This is a genomic window from Streptomyces sp. NPDC001668 (genome assembly GCF_042893155.1).
Taxonomy (GTDB): domain Bacteria; phylum Actinomycetota; class Actinomycetes; order Streptomycetales; family Streptomycetaceae; genus Streptomyces.
Map to the genome: position 1 here is coordinate 60,475 of NZ_JBIAUQ010000007.1, position 16,779 is coordinate 77,253.

The window sequence follows — 16,779 nt, forward strand, 5'->3', positions numbered from 1 at the left end:
GTACCCCCATCGGCAAGCGCTTTCTAGCCCCTGAACAGATTTCACAAGACTGCCAACCTCCAGCGCGTGAAAGCCCTTTCGCGAAATCGATTCAACTGTCACCCTCACACTCACCCGCACCACCCCCACACCTCTCGAAGGAGGCACCCCCATGTCCGAATCCACCGTGCACAGAGCGGTCGGACGCCGCACCTTCGTCCTCGGCACCGCCGCCGCCGCAGGGACCGCCGCGCTCGCCGGACCGCTCGCGCAGAGCGCGTCCGCCGCGAGCTTCGGCTACTCCGACGACGGGTCGAACTACGTCGTCGACACCGGCGCCAGCCTCGTCTTCAAGGTCAGCAAGACCAACGGCGACCTGACCTCGCTGGTCTACAAGGGCACCGAGTACCAGGGCTACGGCGGCAAGAACTCGCACATCGAGTCCGGCCTCGGCACCTCCACCGTCACCATCAAGCAGTCGGGCTCGACCATCCTGATCTCGGTCGCGTACGGCACACTCCGCCACTACTACGCGGCCCGCAGCGGCGAGAACAACGTCTACCTGTGGACCAACCGGGCCGACACCTCGGTCGCCTCCACCCGCTTCATCCTGCGTGTGAAGGCCGGCCTGTTCCTCAACGACGAGCCCGATTCCTACACTTACGCGCCCACCACCATCGAGGCCTCGGACGTCTTCGCGAAGTCCGACGGCCAGACCCGCTCCAAGCACTACTCGAAGCGGCGGGTCATGGACTACGACTACATCGGCTGGAGCGCGAACGGCGTCGGCCTGTGGATCGTCCGCTCCAACCACGAGAAGGCCTCCGGCGGCCCCTTCTACCGCTCCCTGCTGCGCCACCAGAGCGCGGACGGCGGCGGCCTCTACGAGATCCTGCACTACGCCCAGAACCAGACGGAGAACGAGCGCTTCGGCCTCCAGGGCCCGTACGTCATCGCCCTCACGGACGGCGGCGCGCCCTCCTCCTCGCTGTACCCGGGCACCCTCACCACCTCCTGGGCGGACTCGCTCGGCATCTCCGGTTACGTCGCCGCGGGCGGCCGCGGCAAGGTCGCGGGCGTCGGCATCACCGGGCGGAACACGGCGTACCCGTACACCGTCGGGCTCGCCAACTCGGCGGCCCAGTACTGGGGTTCGGCCCGCTCCTCGGACGGTTACTTCTCGATCGGCGGGGTCCTTCCGGGGACGTACACCCTCACCGTCTTCAAGAGCGAACTCGCCGTGTACACCACCTCGGTGACGGTGACCGCGGGCGGCACGACCACCCTGAACTCGATCGCGATCCCGTCCTCGAACGACCCGAGCAACGCGAGCGCGATCTGGCGGATCAACGACTGGACGGGCACCCCGAGCGGCTTCAAGAACGCCGATTTGATGACGTACGCCCACCCCTCCGACGTGCGTGCCTCCTCCTGGACCGGCAACGTGGTGATCGGCAGCGGCTCCGAGACCTCCGGTTTCCCCTGCTACCTCTGGAAGGACGTCAACAGCGGTCTGCTGGTGTACTTCAAGCTGACCGCGGCCCAGGCCGCCGCCGCGCACACCCTGCGGATCGGGGTGACGACGGCCTACGCCAACGGGCGGCCGCAGGTCGTCGTCAACGACACCTGGACGTCGGCGATCCCCTCCCCGCCCACGCAGCCGAGCACCCGGTCCCTGACCAACGGGTCCTACCGGGGCAACAACTACACGTTCACCTACAGCGTCCCGGCCAGTGCCTGGCTCACGGACACCGGTCAGTACAACGTGCTGAAGATCAACGTGGTGAGCGGTTCGGGGTCGACCGACTATCTCAGCGCCGGTACGGCGATCGACGCCATCGATCTACTGACCTGACGTCATGAACCGCGTGTCCACTGCTGGTTGGCCGCTCCGTTGCACGTGTACGTGATGATCGCGGCGGAGTTGGCGGTGGACGCGCCGTTCACGTCCAGGCACTCACCGGTGGCCCGGGCCTTGATGTTCACGTACGAGCCCGACGTGACCACCGACCACTGCTGGGTGGTGGCACTCGAGGAGCAGTTCTCCTGGGTCACCGTGGAGGCGTTCTCCTGGAGGCACAGCGAGCTGCCGCGGCCGACCAGCTGGTAGTAGCCGGTGCCGAGGTCCTTGAACCACCACTTCTGGTTGGCGCCGCCGTTGCAGGTGTACTGGCTTATCGCGACGCCCTGCCACAGCGACTGGCCGGCCACGTCCGCGCACTTGCCGCTGTTGCGGGAGACCAGGGTGTTGTAGGTGGCGCTGGTGCCGCTGATCGTCCCGGCCGCCGCGTCGATCGTGATCTGCGGGTACCAGGACATGGACATCGTGGTGGAGGTCGGGAAGGTCAACGGCAGCCACACGTACCGCGAGTCGTTGACGGTGCCGCCGAAGGAGTTGCCCCATCGGTCGCCCATGTACAGGTACGAGGTGCCCGAAGTCCCCTGTACGGGAAGGACGTACGCGGTCTGCGAGTTGTAGGCCGTGGAGTCGCCGACGTTCGTCATGGACGTCCAGGGACCCGCCAGAGAGGTCGCCGTCGCGTACTGCTGCTGGTTGGCGCTCCAGCCGGTCGCGCCCGAGGTCAGCATGAAGTACACACTGCCCCGCTTGAACAGCGCCGGGGCCTCACGGTGGCCGCCCACCCACGGGTTGGCGACGAGGCTCGCGATGCCGGTGTAGTCGGCGGTGAGCTTGTAGATGTGCAGGTCGTAGTTCTCGTTGGCCGCCGAGACCATGTAGCCGGTGCCGTCGGTGTCGACGAACGTCGTGATGTCCCGGGACATGTTGTCGCCGAGCGGGCGGAAGCTGCCCTGGTAGGTGTAGGCGCCGTCGACGGTGGACGACACGGCGACGGCGGCGCGGGCCTCGCTGTAGTCGGTGCCGTTCTCCTTGTGCATCCACATCACGAACTTGCCGGTGGTCGCGTTGTAGACGACCTTGGGCCGCTCGATGTAGGCGGTCCCCAGCTCGGCGGCGCTGGACTGGGTCAGGACGTGGTTCCTGAACTCCCAGTTCTTCAGGTCGGTGGAGCGGTAGGCGTCCACGTACCGGAAGGTGTTGTCGGCGTTGCGGTCCTCGCCGAACCAGTAGTAGTAGGACCCGACCTTGATGACCCCGCCGCCGTGGGCGTGCACGGCGTTGCCCGCAGTGTCGGTGAACTGGACGCCGTTGGGGATCGTCAGGGGGGCCGCCTGGGCCGGTCCGGCCGTCACCAGGGCGCCGGCCAGGGCCAGACACAGGGCGAGCAGTACTGCGTAAGCACGTCTCATGACGCAACCTCCGTGTCCGTGGCGGTGTCCGCCACCGGTGTGCCGAAGTCCGGGGTGCCGTCCGCGTGCCAGCCGAGCTTCTGCACGCGCGTGTGGCGGTTGGGGTCGTTCAGCGGGTCGCCGACGATCTCCTTGTACTGGCGGGCGTGGTAGACGAGGACGTCGCTGCGGCCGTCCTCGGCGACGGTGAAGCAGTTGTGGCCGGGGCCGTACTGCCTGGTGGTGTCGCTGCTGGTGAAGACGGGGGCCGGCGACTTGGACCAGCTCGCCGGGTTCATGAGGTCGGCGTCCGCGTCGGCCGTGAGCAGGCCCATGCAGTAGTGCCAGTCGGTGGCGCTGGCCGAGTAGGACATGAACAGGCGGCCGTTGCGGGCGATGACCGAGGGGCCCTCGTTCACCTTGTAGCCGACGCACTCCCAGTCGTACTCCGGCGTGGAGAGCCTGATCTGAGGGCCCGTCAGGGTCCACGGGTTCGCCATCCTCGACAGGAAGAGGCCGGTGTTGTTGTCCAGGCCGGGTTCGTGCTGGGCCCAGGCGAGGTAGCGGGAGCCCCGGTGGGTGAAGGTGGTGGCGTCCAGGGAGAAGGTCTCCCAGGCGGTCCTGATCTGGCCCTTCTCCACCCAAGTGCCCTTGAAGGGGTTGGGGTTGGCGTTCTCCAGGACCCAGATGCGGATGTCCCACACGCTCTCGGCGGGCGCGGAGGCGAAGTAGATGTACCACTTGCCGCCGATGCGGTGGATCTCCGGCGCCCAGATGTGGGCGCCCATGACACCGGTCGGGTGCTTGGTCCAGATCACGGACTCGTCGGCGCTCCCGAGGCCGGCCAGAGTGCGGGAGCGGCGCAGGATGATGCGGTCGTACTCGGGGACGGTGGCCGTGAAGTAGTAGTAGCCGTCGGAGTGACGGTGGATGTGCGGGTCGGCGCGTTGGCGGACGAGCGGGTTCACGTAGGGCGGGGCCTTCTTCGGGCGCGGGGCGGCCTGGGCGGCCGTGGGGGTCGCGGCCAGGGCGCCCGCGGCCAGGGCGCCTTTCAGCAGCAGTCGTCGGTGGGGGACGTCGGGGGCGCGGCTCATGCGGACTGCCTCTCGGGTGGGGGTGTCCTGAGAGCGATGTTCGGTATTGAGAACATCTGTTGTTATTGCGAACAGCCGAAAGGTACGGCTGGGGAACCAGGAGGTCAACGGGTCGGACGAGACCAAAAGAAGGCGCTTTCTGCTTTCGGTTTTCTGTTATCGGCCCCCGCCTCGTCCGTCTCCGGTCATGTGCGCAGCCATTTCCACAGAACAGCAGCGGTCGCCGGCGCCCTGACGGCGGCCGCCCTCATGGTCACCGCTCCCCCGGCACTGGCCGCCGGACCCCGGGACGTCACCGCCGATGTCCTGGCGGACCGGGAGGTCACCCTGACCGGCGACACGGTCGTCGACGTGCCCGCGGGGACGACCACGTACCACGGCGTGTTCCGCGGCCGGGGCACGCTCACCGTGCGCGGGAGCGGGACGCTGATCCTCACGAAGGACAGCGACTTCACCCTGCCCGCCTCCCGGCAACGGCAGTCCGTGCGGACGCTGGGCGGCAACCATCCGTACGTCACCACGACCCGCCCGGACCCGCCCGCGATCACGGTCGAGCGCGGGGCGACCCTCCAGTACGGCGACGGCGGCACGACCGGCCTGATCGGCCACTTCCCGTACGGCACCCCGGCGTTCCGGCTGAACCAGGACAACATCCGGGTCGACGGCACCCTGCGGCTGTCCCTGAAGAGCGCCTACAACCTGGGCACCATCAGCGGCTCAGGGCTGATCACCCAGCCCCGCTTCCTCTGGGGCACCTGGGACCTGACCTCCGGCCCGTTCTCCGGGGTCATCGACAACGGCACCCAGGCCAACGCCGGCCGGCCCGAGTACGCGACCTCGCTGCCGGGCGCCCGCAAGGTGCTCAACCAGGGCACCTGGACCGTGGACACCCCGCTGGGCCGCACGGTCACCCAGCGCATGGACTTCTACCAGCGCGAGTACGGCAGCGACATCAACGTCCAGTCCCGGCCGGGCGGCAAGGTGATCCTCACCGGCCAGTACAGCTGGTCGGACCAGGGCGGCGACACCGACCCCTCGCTCAGCGACCCCGCCCTCAACTGGACGCCCGCCCCCAGGAACGTCAACAAGCGCGGCACCAACATCAAGGGCGCGAACGTCCAGTGGGGCGACGGGACGACCCACAGGATCTTCATGCCGGGCACGGCGAAGACGGTCTACATCAACCTCCTCGCGGCGCGCTCCCGTTCGACGCTGACCTTCGACTACGACGGGCCGGTGACCCTGGGCGCCCCGATCGGCGGCGGCCGCTTCCACGACACCCTGTCCGCGCCCGGCGCGGGCGACATCGTCATCAAGGGGACCAAGGGCAACGACGTCACCTTCGCCGCCGTCCAGTACTACGACGGCTCCACCACCGTCGAGAGGGGCGCCGTGCTCCGCCTGGGCAGCGGGAGGTCCGGCGGCGACGGCGGGCTCTACACCGGGGGCGGCCACTACAAGGTCGTGAACGACGGCTCGCTGATCCTCGCCAACACGGCCAAGTCCCTGACCCTGCCCCGGATCGGCGGCAGCGGCTCCCTCACCCAGGCGGGCAGGGCGACGACGACGCTGACCGGCGGGGCGGTGACGTACACGGGGACGACGACGGTCGAGAAGGGCACGCTCGCTCTGCGGGGCGGCGCAACTCTCGCCCACAGCAAGGGGATTCGGCTCACTACGACGGCCGCACGGCTGGACGCCGGCGCGGGGGGCCTGCGGGTGGTCTCCTCGCTGTCCGGCAAGGGCACGGTGAAGGGCGCGGTCACCAACGACGGCGTGGTCGTGACGGGCCTCACCGTCGAGGGCGGCTACACGCAGAGCGCGAAGGGCGAACTGGTCCTGGGGAAGGCCCCGTTGAAGGTGTCCGGCCCGGTACGGCTGTCCGGCGCCCTCGATCTCGCGGCGGCGGGCACCGGCTCTCCCCGCACTGTCACGGTGCTGGACAACAAGGGCAGTTCGAAGACCGCGGGCACCTTCGAGGGCTTGAAGGAGGGCACGCGTCTCAGGCTGGCCGACGGGACGTACCGGATCACCTACCGGGGCGGGGACGGCAACGACGTCGTGCTGACCGCCGTCTCGGCCAGCGCGTCCCCGGGTGTCCGTTCCGCTTCGACGCCGAAGGCGGAGGCCGCCGCGCCCCACACCACGGGTGAGGCGGCGGCCGAGGGGCTGGGCTGGTGGCCGTACGTACTGGCGCTGGGGCTGCTGGGCGGCCTGGTGGTCCCGGCGACCATGCGGAGGCGGAGCGGGCGCCCAAGGAGCGGTCGCCACGCGGCGCACTCCGGGTGAGGGCGATGTCCAGGCCGGTCATGCGCGAGGGCGTGGTCCCACATGCTGGTCCCGGTGTTCGCGGACCGGACGGGCCCGGCCTTCTTCCGCCCCCTTCGGTTAGCGTCGGGGCATGACCAGCGACACCCCCGAAGTCCCCGACGCCCCCTCCCGCCCCTTCGCCGAGGCTCTCGCCGCCGGGCCCGTCGTGCTCGACGGCGGCATGTCCAACCAGCTGGAGTCCGCCGGACACGACCTGAGTGACGAACTGTGGTCGGCGCGGCTGCTCGCGGAGCGGCCCGAGGCGATCACCGAGGCGCATCTCGCGTACTACGAGGCGGGCGCGGACGTGGCGATCACGTCCAGCTACCAGGCCACGTTCGAAGGGTTCGCCAAGCGCGGGATCGAGCGCGGACGGGCCGCCGAACTGCTCGCCCTGAGCGTCGGGCTGGCGCGGGAGGCGACACGGCAGGCCGCGGCGAAGGGAATCCGGCGGCCGCTGTACGTGGCGGCCTCGGTCGGGCCGTACGGCGCGATGCTCGCGGACGGTTCGGAGTACCGGGGCCGGTACGGCCTGAGCGTCGCCGAGCTGGAGGCCTTCCACCGGCCCCGGCTCGAGGTGCTGGCGGCGGCCGGCCCCGACGTCCTGGCCCTGGAGACGATCCCCGACAGCGACGAGGCGCAGGCGCTGCTGCGCGCCGTACGGGGCCTCGGTGTACCCGCCTGGCTCTCCTACTCCGTCGCCGGCGACCGAACCCGTGCCGGCCAGCCCCTGGAGGAGGCGTTCGCGCTCGCCGCCGACGCGGACGAGGTCGTCGCGGTCGGCGTCAACTGCTGTGTCCCCGAGGACGTGAACGGCGCGGTCGAGACCGCCGCGCGGGTCACCGGCAAGCCGGTCGTCGTCTACCCCAACAGCGGGGAGAGCTGGAACGCCGGCACGCGCGCGTGGGAGGGCGAGTCGTCCTTCGCCCCGGAGCGGGTGCGCGGCTGGCAGGCCGGCGGGGCGCGGCTGATCGGAGGGTGCTGCCGGGTGGGCCCCGAGGCGATCTCCGGGATCGCGGGGACGCTGCGCTAGCGGGGCCGTGCGCCTTCTCGCCGTGGGGCTTCTGTGGTCCTGCGGCTTGAGCTTCGTCGTGGTTGCTCGCGCAGTTCCCCGCGCCCCCGAAAAGCCTTAACCTCTCCTCTTCCCCCTGCTAGCCTCCGCTCGGGAACCGGTTTCCATCGTGTTGCCGCTGTTCACGAGGGGGAGGGACAAGGATGACCAGGAAGAGCGAGGACGCGAGTCGGAGCACGATCCGCGATGTGGCGGCGCGGGCCGGGGTGTCGGCGTCGACCGTGTCGCGGGTGCTCGGCGGGGTGTATCCGGTGAGCGCCGCGACCCGCACGCGCGTGATGCGGGCCGTGCGCGAGATGGACTACGTCGCCGACGCGCGCGCGAAGGCGATCGCGGGGGTCGGCACGCCCACGCTCGCGTTCGTCCTGGAGGACATCACGGGCCCGTCGTTCGCCCTGATGGCGCACGGTGTGGAGCGCGAGGCGACCCGGCTGGGCCATCTGTGCCTGGTGTGCAGCACGGAGGGCGACGTCGAGCACGAACTGGAGTTCGTGGAGATGATGCGGGCCCAGCGTGCCGCCGCCGTGATCCTGGTGGGCGGCGCCGCCGACACCGTCGAGTACCGCGAGCGGACCCGGCGCATGGCCGACTCGCTGGCCTCGGCGGGCTCCCGGCTGGTGCTGTGCGGACGGCCGCCGCTCGGCCCCGGGGCGCCCGTCACGGTCATCGAGTACGACAACGAGGGCGGGGCCTACGCGCTGGTCGCCCACGTCCTGTCCCAGGGCCACCGGCGGGTCCTGTTCCTCGGTGGCAAGGCGGACCACACCACCGCGCAGGGCCGTGAGCGCGGCTACCTCGCCGCGCACCGCGCCCGTGGCCTGGACGTCGATCCGGCGCTGGTCCTGAACGGCGACTTCACCCGCGACTCCGGCCATCGGCTGATGCGCCGGGCCCTGAAGGAGGGGCTGGACTTCACGGCCGTGGTCGCGGCCACGGACATGGTCGCGGCGGGTGCCCTGACCGCCCTCCACGAGTCCGGCCTCGACGTCCCCGGCGACGTCTCCCTGGCCGGCTACGACGACATCCCCTTCGCCCGCGACCTCCACCCGGCGCTCACCACCGTCCACGTCCCCTACGAGGAACTGGGCCGCCTCGCCGTACGCACCGCGCTCGGCCGTACGGCGGAGGACCCGGCCGAGCACCTCCTGCTGGGGACCCACGTGGTGGTCCGGGACTCGGTCACGGCGACCGGCACCTGAGACGGCCTGCCCCAGGGGCCGGGCTCAGTGCCGCCGGGCCAGCCCGGTGCGCCGCAGTCGCCGTACCGCCGAGCGGAGCTCCGCGGTCCGCCCGGACCAGCCCTCGACCGGTTCCGACACGGGGGCCGTCTCGGGGGTCGTCGGATCCGCCGTCCACACCGCGAAATCGCGGTCCCGGGGGCCGGACTCGACGTACGGGTCGCCCTTGCCGAAGATCTGCACGGGGTGGCCGGCGTCCCAGGACCGCCAGCCGGGGTCGCCGTCGGCGGCGAAGCGCACCCACGCCCCGTGCATGGCGTCGGCGAGCTCGTGCGGGGCGCCCTCGCCGGCGAGCTTGGCTGACTCGGGGGCGTCGCCGGTGTCGAAGACGAAGCCCAGTTCGAGGGCGTGGCAGGCGCCGAGGTCCGGGCGGTGCGAGGGCCAGGCGAACTCGTAGACGTACGACGAGCCCGGCCGGGCCTCGGCGAGGCGGTGCAGGGGGATGCGCAGCAGGTGGTCGGTGACCATCTGGCCGACGATCTCGGCCGTGCCGGCGTCCGGGTGCAGGGCGCGGTAGCCGCGCACGACCTCGGAGCCGCAGTGGCAGCGGGCCATGGCGCCGGCGAGGGCGACCGGGCCGAGCCGGTCCACGCGCTCCAGGAGGCCGCCGGGGACCAGCCAGAGACGGTACTCGTCGCTGGTCCAGCCCAGCATGAGCTCCACCCCGCGGGCCGCTTGCCCCTCGACCAGCGCCTCCAGCGGGTCGCGGGGCACGAGGTCGCCGTCGACGACGATCCCGAAGGCCGGGCCGCCGAGAACCGGGCTGCTCAGGCGGCCCACCTCGGCCTGGGTGCGCAGCAGCAGTCCGCGGTCGGCCTCGGCGAAGGCCGCGGCGGTGGCGGGGATCTTCAGCCGGGTGGCCATACGGCGCACCATCCGCCGTACCTTGTCCCGGTCGGCCGCCTCGGGCGGCCCGCTCTGGAGCACCGCCCGCCGGAACAGGCCCTGGGCCTGCGGGGCGGCCAGCAGGGCGCCGATGCTGATCGCGCCGGCCGACTGCCCGGCCACGGTGATGCGGCCGGGGTCGCCGCCGAAGGCCTCGATCGCCTCGTGCACCCACCGCAGGGCGGCGAGCTGGTCTCGCAGGCCGGGGTTGGCGGGGGCGTCCGGGAAGAGGCCGTAGCCCTCGACGCCGAGCCGGTAGTTGACCGAGACGAACACCACGCCGTCCCGGGCGAAGGCGTGCCCGTCGTACACGGGCACCGCGGAGGATCCCCTGGTCAGGGCGCCGCCGTGGAGCCACACCAGGACCGGGAGGCGGGCCCCCGGTCCTGGCTCCGGCGTCCACACGTTGAGGTTGAGGCACTCGTCGCCGGGCACGAACGGGTCGGACAGGTACTGCGCGAAGGCCTCGGAGTACGGCGGTTTCGGCGCCGTCGGGCCGAACTCGACCGCGTCCCGTACTCCGTCCCAGGGCTCGGGCGGCACGGGTGGCCGGAAGCGGTGGGGGCCGAAGGGCGGGGCCGCGTAGGGGATGCCCCGGAACACCGCGACGCCGTCCTCGTACCGGCCGCGCACGGCCCCGTACGGCGTGCTGGTCATGGGATCTGCCTGGACTGCTGTCATACGTCCACCAGCCTCCTCACCGCGCTACTGCACCGTGAACAACAGAGCACCACATCTCGGCGCGGTATTCCGGTGCAGCGCGCGATCCGGCGGCTACTTGGCGTACATCAGGGTGCCGAAGCCCAGCTGGTCGAAGCCGCCGCTGGTGGTGCCGTAGTCACCGCCTCCGCCCTCGGGGGCGACGAGGTCGTAGTACATCTGCGAGATGTACGTGTCGTCGAGGCCCAGGCGCCGGTTGTAGTGGAAGTGGAGCATCGCCCAGACCGGGCGGACCTGGCCGCGGGAGGCGGAGGAGATCACGGTCTGGGACGAGGTGGCGCAGCTCTGCCCGGTGCCCCAGGTGTAGGTGGTGAAGGGGACGTCCTGGCCGATGTTGTACTTGGCGACGTACTGGGCGGCCTTCATGAAGCGGCGGCCGTCGTACGAGTAGAGGTCGTCGCCCTGGTTCCAGGCCATCTCGCAGATCGCGCCCATCTGGCCCATGCCCATGACGGTGTGCCCCTGGTCGCGCCCCGACTCCTGCCACTGGCCCAGCGCGTACCCGGCGGAGTCGGTGTACAGGTACGGCACCGCGTGGGCCAGGGAGCCGTTGCCCGCGCCGGACTTGAAGTAGGTGACGGCCTGGTCGTACTTGGCGCTGTCCTCGTTGAGGATGCCGATGGCGAGGATCGAGGCCGTGTTGCACAGGTCCCAGTTGGCCCAGTAGTTGGTGATGCAGGCGTCGTTGTGGTTGGTCAGGAAGCTGTTGTTGAGCGGGTAGAAGACCCTGGCCAGCATCTCCTGGGCGGCGGCGAGGTCGAAGCCGCTGTAGCCGCGCATGAGTTCGCAGGCGTTGGCGAACTGCCAGCCGTAGATACCGGCCGCGAGGAACCGGTCGGCGTTGCCGGTGACCGAGGTGAGCGTCTTCGACCAGGCGTTGAGGATCTTCGCGGCGCAGGCGGCGTTGGCCTCGGTGCCGCCGACCTGCCAGCGCAGGGCGTTCTGGTAGGCGGCGGCGATGTCGTTGAAGAGCAGGGAGTAGTTCTCGCCGGTACCGCCGCGGATGATCGTGGCGGTGGCCCGGTTGGTCCAGGTGGACTGGGAGTGGGAGTTGGCGACCAGCTTGTTCCAGCCGGAGAGCCAGGGGTCGGTGCCCGCCGCGACCCTGAGCTTGGCCCGGTTGATGTCGCCGGCGTTGTGCAGCATGCCGGGGTGGGTCCAGGTCGCCGGCGCCGCGTCGGCCGTGGTGGCGGCGAACGCGCCGCTTCCCAGGGCGAGCGCGGCACCGAGACCGCCGGCGGTCCTGAGCAGACCGCGGCGGCTCAACTCGGCTTTACGGAGGTGCTCGTGGGGGGATGTGCGGCTCATGCTGTGCGTCTCCATTCCGTGGGGGGAATCAGAGGGGGATCACATGGCGGTGATGCTCACCTCGTCGAACTCGGAGGTGACGAGGGCCAGCGGGCTGCGGGAGCAGGCCACCAGGCCGACGTGGAAGGGGGCGTCACCGAAGCCGGGGATCTCACCGGAGGCGAGGTCGGTCCAGGTGGCGCCGTCGTCGGACGACACGGATGCGGTGAAGGCGGTCCCGGTGCGCTTCAGCCGCAGCAGTGTGGGGAGTTGGACGGTGCGGTTGCCGGTGAAGGCGGAGGCGCCGGCGACGGTCTTGCGCAGCATGAGCTGCGCGGTGGTGCCGCCGGTGACGATCACTCCGGCCGCCTGGTCGAACGGCGACAGCGACTTCGCCATCAGCAGTCCGACCCGGTCGGCGGTGGCTCCGGTGCGGGAGACCAGCCGGGCGGTGATCTGGCAGTCCCCGGTGACGGGTCGCCTGACGAACTGCCCTGTCATTCCCTGGTTGTTGACGGTCAGGTCGACGCCCGCGCCGCGCACCACGAAGGTCCCGTCCTCGTGGGCGGTGCTGCCGGGGGTGAGGATCGCGGCCACGCCCAGCGTGCCGTAGGCGCGATCGTCCAGGACCACGTCACCGAGGTCGCCGTACGTCCAGGGGGACGGCGGGGGTGTGCCGACGGTGAGGGTGAGGGTTCCGGTGCCGTCGCCCGCCGCGTTCCCGGCGGTGGTGGTGACGGTGAACTCGCCGGTCCCGCGCGGGGTTCCGTGGATCAGTCCGGTGCGCCGGTCGACGCGGAGGCCGTCGGGCAGGCCGGTGGCGGTGAACCGTACCGGCTCGTGGGAGGCCCGCAGGACGTGCCGGAAGTCCACCCCCTTGTTCGCGAACAGCTGGGTGGGCGAGGTGAGTTCGGGTACGGAGGGGGTCGGCATCGCGGCGGAGGCGGGCTCCGAGAGGGGGCCGCGCCCGGCCGCGTTCGTCTTCGCCACGGCGTAGTGGTACGTCGTCCCGGGGGTGCCGGTGCCGTCGGCGTACTGGAGGCGGGTGCCGGACCCGACCGGGCCGATGCCGGTGGCGAGGGTGAGGTAGGGGCCGTCGGGGGCCGTCGCCCGCAGGACCTTGTAGCGGGCGGAGAGGTCGGGGTCGGTCCAGGCGAGTTCGACGGCGTCCGGGCCTGCGGTCGCCCTCAGGTCACCGGCGGTCCGGGCCGGTTTCGGCACCGACCAGACCTCGCCGTACGCCGAGGTCACGGTGACGTTGTCGAAGGCTCCGGTGCCGGTCTCGGCGTAGTCGGCGTCGACTCCGAGGCAGGAGGTGAGGAGGAGGCCCGCGTACACGGTCCGCCCCAACTCGACTTCGGTGGAACCCACTTCGGTCCAGCGGACGCCGTCCGGGGAAATCGCGCCGGTGCAGCGGCGACCCTTGCGGGTGACGCGGACCCAGTAGGGCGTGCGCAGCCGGTAGCCGTCTCCCGCTGCCTCGACACAGGGGGCTTCGAGGGGGGTCGCCGACTCGGGCAGGGTGCCGAGGCTCGAGATCGGGAAGGCGGCGCTCGTGGTGATCGCCGTCTGCTGCGAGGGCGGCACCGGTGTGCCGCCGGTCGCGGAGACGGCGGCCCCGCGGGACGGCCGTACGGTCCACACCCCGCTCCAGGTGTGCAGCGGCAGCCCCTGGATGACCATGGCGGCGTGGGCGGCGTCCGCGTCGAGGGAGTCCCTCAGGCCGACGCCGATCTTGGAGTACTGCGAGCTCAGCGGCCACACGATCCGCGCGGTGACCGTGCCGTCGCCGCGCAGGGGCAGATGGACGAGCCGGTGCGTGTCGGCGGTGCCGCTCGCCTCCAGCACGAAGCGCTCACCGTCGAAGACGGCCGAGCCGGGGGTCTTCACGTCCCCGATGTCCCGGGTCGACCAGGGTTCGGGGAGACCGGCGGTGGCGGACACGGGCGCCGAACCGGCGCTGGTGCCGAAGGAGTTGGTGGCGGTGACGGTGTAGTGGTACGTCCGTCCGGCGTGCACCCGGTCATCCGTGTACGTCGGCTCGTCGAGGCCGGTGGCGATCTCCTCGTAGGGCCCCTGGAGGCGCGTGGCGCGCAGGACGGTGTAGCCCGTGGCCCAGGTGCAGGGCAGCCAGCTCACCGTGATCCCGGTCCGCTCCCCCGCCGCCGTGAGCCCCGCCGGGGCGGTCGGAGCGGTGGGTGCGGGTGCCGTGGCTCCCGCGTAGGCGAAGGTTCCCCAGCTGGGCAGGTCGTCGTTGCTGCCCTCGACGATCCGTGCGCCGCCGGTGCCGCGGAAGACGGCCGCCCTGGTGTACGGGGTGTCGAGGCCGCGGACGCCGGCGTAGTGGGCGTAGGCCATCTCGTAGATCGGGGGCAGGGTGCCGCGGCCGGTGGCGGAGACGGTCTGCTTGATGTACTTGCCGGTGCGGTCGAGGTCCGGGGTGAAGGGGACGTCGTTGCCGAGGTTGTAGCGGGCCGCGTACTCGAAGTTGGCGAGGACGCGGTGGTCGTCGTACGCCCACAGGTCGACGCCCTGGTTCCAGGCGACCTGGGCGATGTCCCCGGTGAGGCCGACCGCGAGCTGTTCGTGGCCCTGGTCGCGGCCGGCCTCCTGGCCCTGTCCTGCGGCGGTGACGACGCGGTGGGCGATGGAGCCGTTGCCCGCGCCGGCCGCGGCGAAGCGCAGCGCGTCCTCGAAGAGGGTGGGCTCCTCGCAGAACACACCGATGGCCAGGATGGTCTGAAGGGCCGTCAGGTCCCAGTTGCCGTTGGCGTAGAGCATGTATCCGGAGACGGCCGGATACCAGACGTCCAGGAAGGACCGTTCGCAGCGGGCGATGTCCGCGTCCGTCCAGCCGTCGTAGCCGGTGTGGCGCAGGAGTTCGGCCGCGTTGACGAACTTGAAGGCCTGGAGTCCGGCGCCGAGCGGGCCGTCCGCTCCCGTGATCGTGGTGAGGGACGCCGACCAGGCGTTGAGGAGGTCGCGGGCCTTGTCGGCGTTGGCGCGGTTGCCCGTGACGGCCCACATGAGGGCGTTCTGGTAGGCGGCGGCCGAGTCGGCGACGGCCTGGTTCTGGAAGTTGGCGGGGCCACGGCCCCAGGAGGTGATCTGACCGGTGTTCTGGACGGTGTACGTCGACTGGGAGCGCGGGTGGGCCGCGAACGCCAGGTAGCCGTCGTAGACCGGGGCCTGCTTGGCGGCGACCGCGGCCTTCATGCGGGCCAGGTCGTCGGCGGTGTGCAGGAGGCCGGGGTGCGTGAAGGCGCGGGAGCCGCGGGTGCGTTCGGCGGCCCGGGCGGTGCCGGGTGCGAGCAGTCCGCTCGCGCCCGCCGCCAGCAGCAGGGCGGCCGTGCCGCCGAGGAAACCCCGGCGGCTCGGGGCGAGTGCGGTTCTCGACGGGCTGGTGCTCATGACGCGGCGGCCGCCTCGGCCTCGGCGGTCGTGAGGAACCTGAGGTTCGTCACGTGCTCGTTGGAGAACCACTGGATCGTGTCCGTGGTGTAGTACCAGCTCGGCTTCCTCATCGAGTCGGCGACGACGAGACCGTTGATCACCAGGTTCTCGAAGGTGACGTCCTTGATGGCGTGGTCGGCGTCGTAGCCGAGGAAGAGGGACGGCTTGGCGTTCGTGCCCGTGTAGCTGAGGTTCTTGACGTAGACGTTCTGGATGCCGCGGCCCACCGAGGTGTTGTACTTCGTGTTGTACATGACCTTCATGTAGATGACCTGGCCCCAGCGGAAGTCCTCGATCCGGATGTCCTCGATGCGGACGTTCTTGATCAGGTTGGAGTCGCCGGGGTTGAGGGCGATGCAGCCCTGGTAGTTCATCTGGGGTTCGCGGTGGTCGAGGATGTCGATGTTCTTGAAGCGGAGGTTCTTCAGGACCTCGGGGTTGTCGGTGTTGCCGTGCGTACCGACGTTGATGGGGTGGGCGACGTCCGCCCACAGGGTGGAGTTGCGGACGGTGACGTCGGTGGTGTCGCCGTAGTAGTCCCAACGGTGGGTGTAGATGGCGATGCAGTCGTCGGAGTTGCGCATGAAGACGCCGTCGATGACGACATCGCTGGAGCAGAAGACGTCGATGCCGTCGCCCCAGCCCTTGTTGCTGAAGGAGCCGAGACCCTTGATGGTGACGCCGGTGGCCTCGCCCAGCTGGACGGCGTAGCCGTTCGGGTTGAGCACGGTGACGGCGCCGATGGAGATGTTCCGTGAACTCTCCACCAGGGCCCCGCCGCCCGCCGTACCGGCGAGCACGCCCCGGCCGGCTATCCCGGCGTGCTCCACGTTCCGGAAGATCACGGTCGCCTTGAGGACGGCGCCGCCGTCGAGGTACACGGTCTTGCCTGAGGGGACGAGCAGCGTGCCGTCGGCGGTGGTGTGGACGCCGGGGCCGTAGTAGAGGACGTCCGGGTCGTCCTGTGCGGGCTTCTTCTTCTCGACGGCGCGGGCGAACAGGTGGAGGCAGTCGAAGATGTCGTCGTTGATCTGCACGACGAGGTTGCGCGGCTGGTCGAGCGTGAAGCGCAGGGTGTCACCGAGCACCTCGGGCTTGATGCCGTACGAGTCCGGTCTCACCCGGACCTTGGTGGTGCCGCCCTTGAGGTAGGTGACCTCGACCTCGACGGAGCCCTGGAAGTCGAAGTACGCCAGCGAGGAGTTGTACGTCTTGCTGGACCCGGTGGTGGGGTTGATCTCGCCCAGCTGGGGCCGCCAGATGTCGAGGGTCTGCCAGTCGCCGTCGGGGGCGGTGCGGACCCGCACCCTGAAGCTGGTGTTGGTGGGCATCGCGGCGGGGCGGGGGTAGGTCACCAGCTTCGGTCCGGTGTCGGCGGCACTGTCGTCGGCCCGGGCCGCCGTGGCCGTCAGGTTGGTCAGACCGGCGGCGAGCACGGTGGCACCGGCCGCCTGGAGAGCCGTACGGCGGGACAACGGCGTGTTCATTCAGG

The 16,779-nt window shown here is 70.7% G+C and carries 10 protein-coding genes; 4 read left to right on the forward strand and 6 right to left on the reverse strand.

Annotated features, from left to right (window positions below; translation table 11 throughout):
• Positions 1–151 precede the first annotated feature (151 nt).
• The gene (locus ACFYZ8_RS22270; RefSeq protein ID WP_388536936.1) at positions 152–1,834 is read left to right on the forward strand and encodes a rhamnogalacturonan lyase B N-terminal domain-containing protein; all 1,683 of its coding nucleotides are present in this window, start codon (positions 152–154) and stop codon (positions 1,832–1,834) included.
• Positions 1,835–1,836: 2 nt separating this feature from the next.
• Here ACFYZ8_RS22270 and ACFYZ8_RS22275 read toward each other — a convergent pair whose 3' ends face one another.
• Positions 1,837–3,249 carry an RICIN domain-containing protein gene (locus ACFYZ8_RS22275; protein WP_388536938.1) on the reverse strand — a complete coding sequence of 471 codons (1,413 nt, stop codon included), beginning with the start codon at positions 3,247–3,249 and terminating at the stop codon, positions 1,837–1,839.
• Positions 3,246–4,322, reverse strand: a complete 1,077-nt coding sequence (locus ACFYZ8_RS22280; protein WP_388536940.1) for a family 43 glycosylhydrolase — start codon at positions 4,320–4,322, stop codon at positions 3,246–3,248. Before ACFYZ8_RS22280 ends, ACFYZ8_RS22275 begins: the two co-directional genes overlap by 4 nt.
• A gap of 189 nt (positions 4,323–4,511) precedes the next feature.
• On the opposite strand from ACFYZ8_RS22280, the gene ACFYZ8_RS22285 reads away from it, so the two are divergent.
• From ACFYZ8_RS22285 to ACFYZ8_RS22295, 3 genes are all read left to right on the forward strand, one after another.
• Positions 4,512–6,611 carry an autotransporter gene (locus tag ACFYZ8_RS22285; protein ID WP_388536942.1) on the forward strand — a complete coding sequence of 700 codons (2,100 nt, stop codon included), beginning with the start codon at positions 4,512–4,514 and terminating at the stop codon, positions 6,609–6,611.
• A 112-nt stretch (positions 6,612–6,723) separates the two neighbouring features.
• Positions 6,724–7,665: a homocysteine S-methyltransferase gene (mmuM, locus tag ACFYZ8_RS22290; RefSeq protein ID WP_359028755.1), complete on the forward strand. Its 942-nt coding sequence runs from the start codon at positions 6,724–6,726 to the stop codon at positions 7,663–7,665.
• A gap of 182 nt (positions 7,666–7,847) precedes the next feature.
• Positions 7,848–8,903, forward strand: a complete 1,056-nt coding sequence (locus tag ACFYZ8_RS22295) for a LacI family DNA-binding transcriptional regulator (RefSeq protein ID WP_359028756.1) — start codon at positions 7,848–7,850, stop codon at positions 8,901–8,903.
• Between the two features lie 24 nt (positions 8,904–8,927).
• Here ACFYZ8_RS22295 and ACFYZ8_RS22300 read toward each other — a convergent pair whose 3' ends face one another.
• The 4 genes from ACFYZ8_RS22300 to ACFYZ8_RS22315 all read right to left on the reverse strand — a co-directional run bounded on the left by ACFYZ8_RS22300 (position 8,928) and on the right by ACFYZ8_RS22315 (position 16,774).
• Positions 8,928–10,484: a carboxylesterase/lipase family protein gene (locus tag ACFYZ8_RS22300; RefSeq protein ID WP_388536945.1), complete on the reverse strand. Its 1,557-nt coding sequence runs from the start codon at positions 10,482–10,484 to the stop codon at positions 8,928–8,930.
• Positions 10,485–10,601: 117 nt separating this feature from the next.
• Positions 10,602–11,855 carry an alginate lyase family protein gene (locus ACFYZ8_RS22305; protein ID WP_388536947.1) on the reverse strand — a complete coding sequence of 418 codons (1,254 nt, stop codon included), beginning with the start codon at positions 11,853–11,855 and terminating at the stop codon, positions 10,602–10,604.
• Positions 11,856–11,894: 39 nt separating this feature from the next.
• Positions 11,895–15,245 carry an alginate lyase family protein gene (locus tag ACFYZ8_RS22310; RefSeq protein ID WP_388536949.1) on the reverse strand — a complete coding sequence of 1,117 codons (3,351 nt, stop codon included), beginning with the start codon at positions 15,243–15,245 and terminating at the stop codon, positions 11,895–11,897.
• Positions 15,242–16,774, reverse strand: a complete 1,533-nt coding sequence (locus ACFYZ8_RS22315; protein WP_388536951.1) for a glycosyl hydrolase family 28 protein — start codon at positions 16,772–16,774, stop codon at positions 15,242–15,244. The genes ACFYZ8_RS22310 and ACFYZ8_RS22315 overlap by 4 nt, the downstream gene beginning before the upstream one ends.
• Positions 16,775–16,779: the final 5 nt, after the last annotated feature.

Coding starts and splice junctions, on each gene's coding strand:
- ACFYZ8_RS22270 (WP_388536936.1), top strand. CDS start 152: ATGTCCGAATCCACCGTGCACAGAGCGGTCGGACGCCGCACCTTCGTC.
- ACFYZ8_RS22275 (WP_388536938.1), bottom strand. CDS start 3,249: ATGAGACGTGCTTACGCAGTACTGCTCGCCCTGTGTCTGGCCCTGGCC.
- ACFYZ8_RS22280 (WP_388536940.1), bottom strand. CDS start 4,322: ATGAGCCGCGCCCCCGACGTCCCCCACCGACGACTGCTGCTGAAAGGC.
- mmuM (WP_359028755.1), top strand. CDS start 6,724: ATGACCAGCGACACCCCCGAAGTCCCCGACGCCCCCTCCCGCCCCTTC.
- ACFYZ8_RS22295 (WP_359028756.1), top strand. CDS start 7,848: ATGACCAGGAAGAGCGAGGACGCGAGTCGGAGCACGATCCGCGATGTG.
- ACFYZ8_RS22300 (WP_388536945.1), bottom strand. CDS start 10,484: ATGACCAGCACGCCGTACGGGGCCGTGCGCGGCCGGTACGAGGACGGC.
- ACFYZ8_RS22305 (WP_388536947.1), bottom strand. CDS start 11,855: ATGAGCCGCACATCCCCCCACGAGCACCTCCGTAAAGCCGAGTTGAGC.
- ACFYZ8_RS22310 (WP_388536949.1), bottom strand. CDS start 15,245: ATGAGCACCAGCCCGTCGAGAACCGCACTCGCCCCGAGCCGCCGGGGT.
- ACFYZ8_RS22315 (WP_388536951.1), bottom strand. CDS start 16,774: ATGAACACGCCGTTGTCCCGCCGTACGGCTCTCCAGGCGGCCGGTGCC.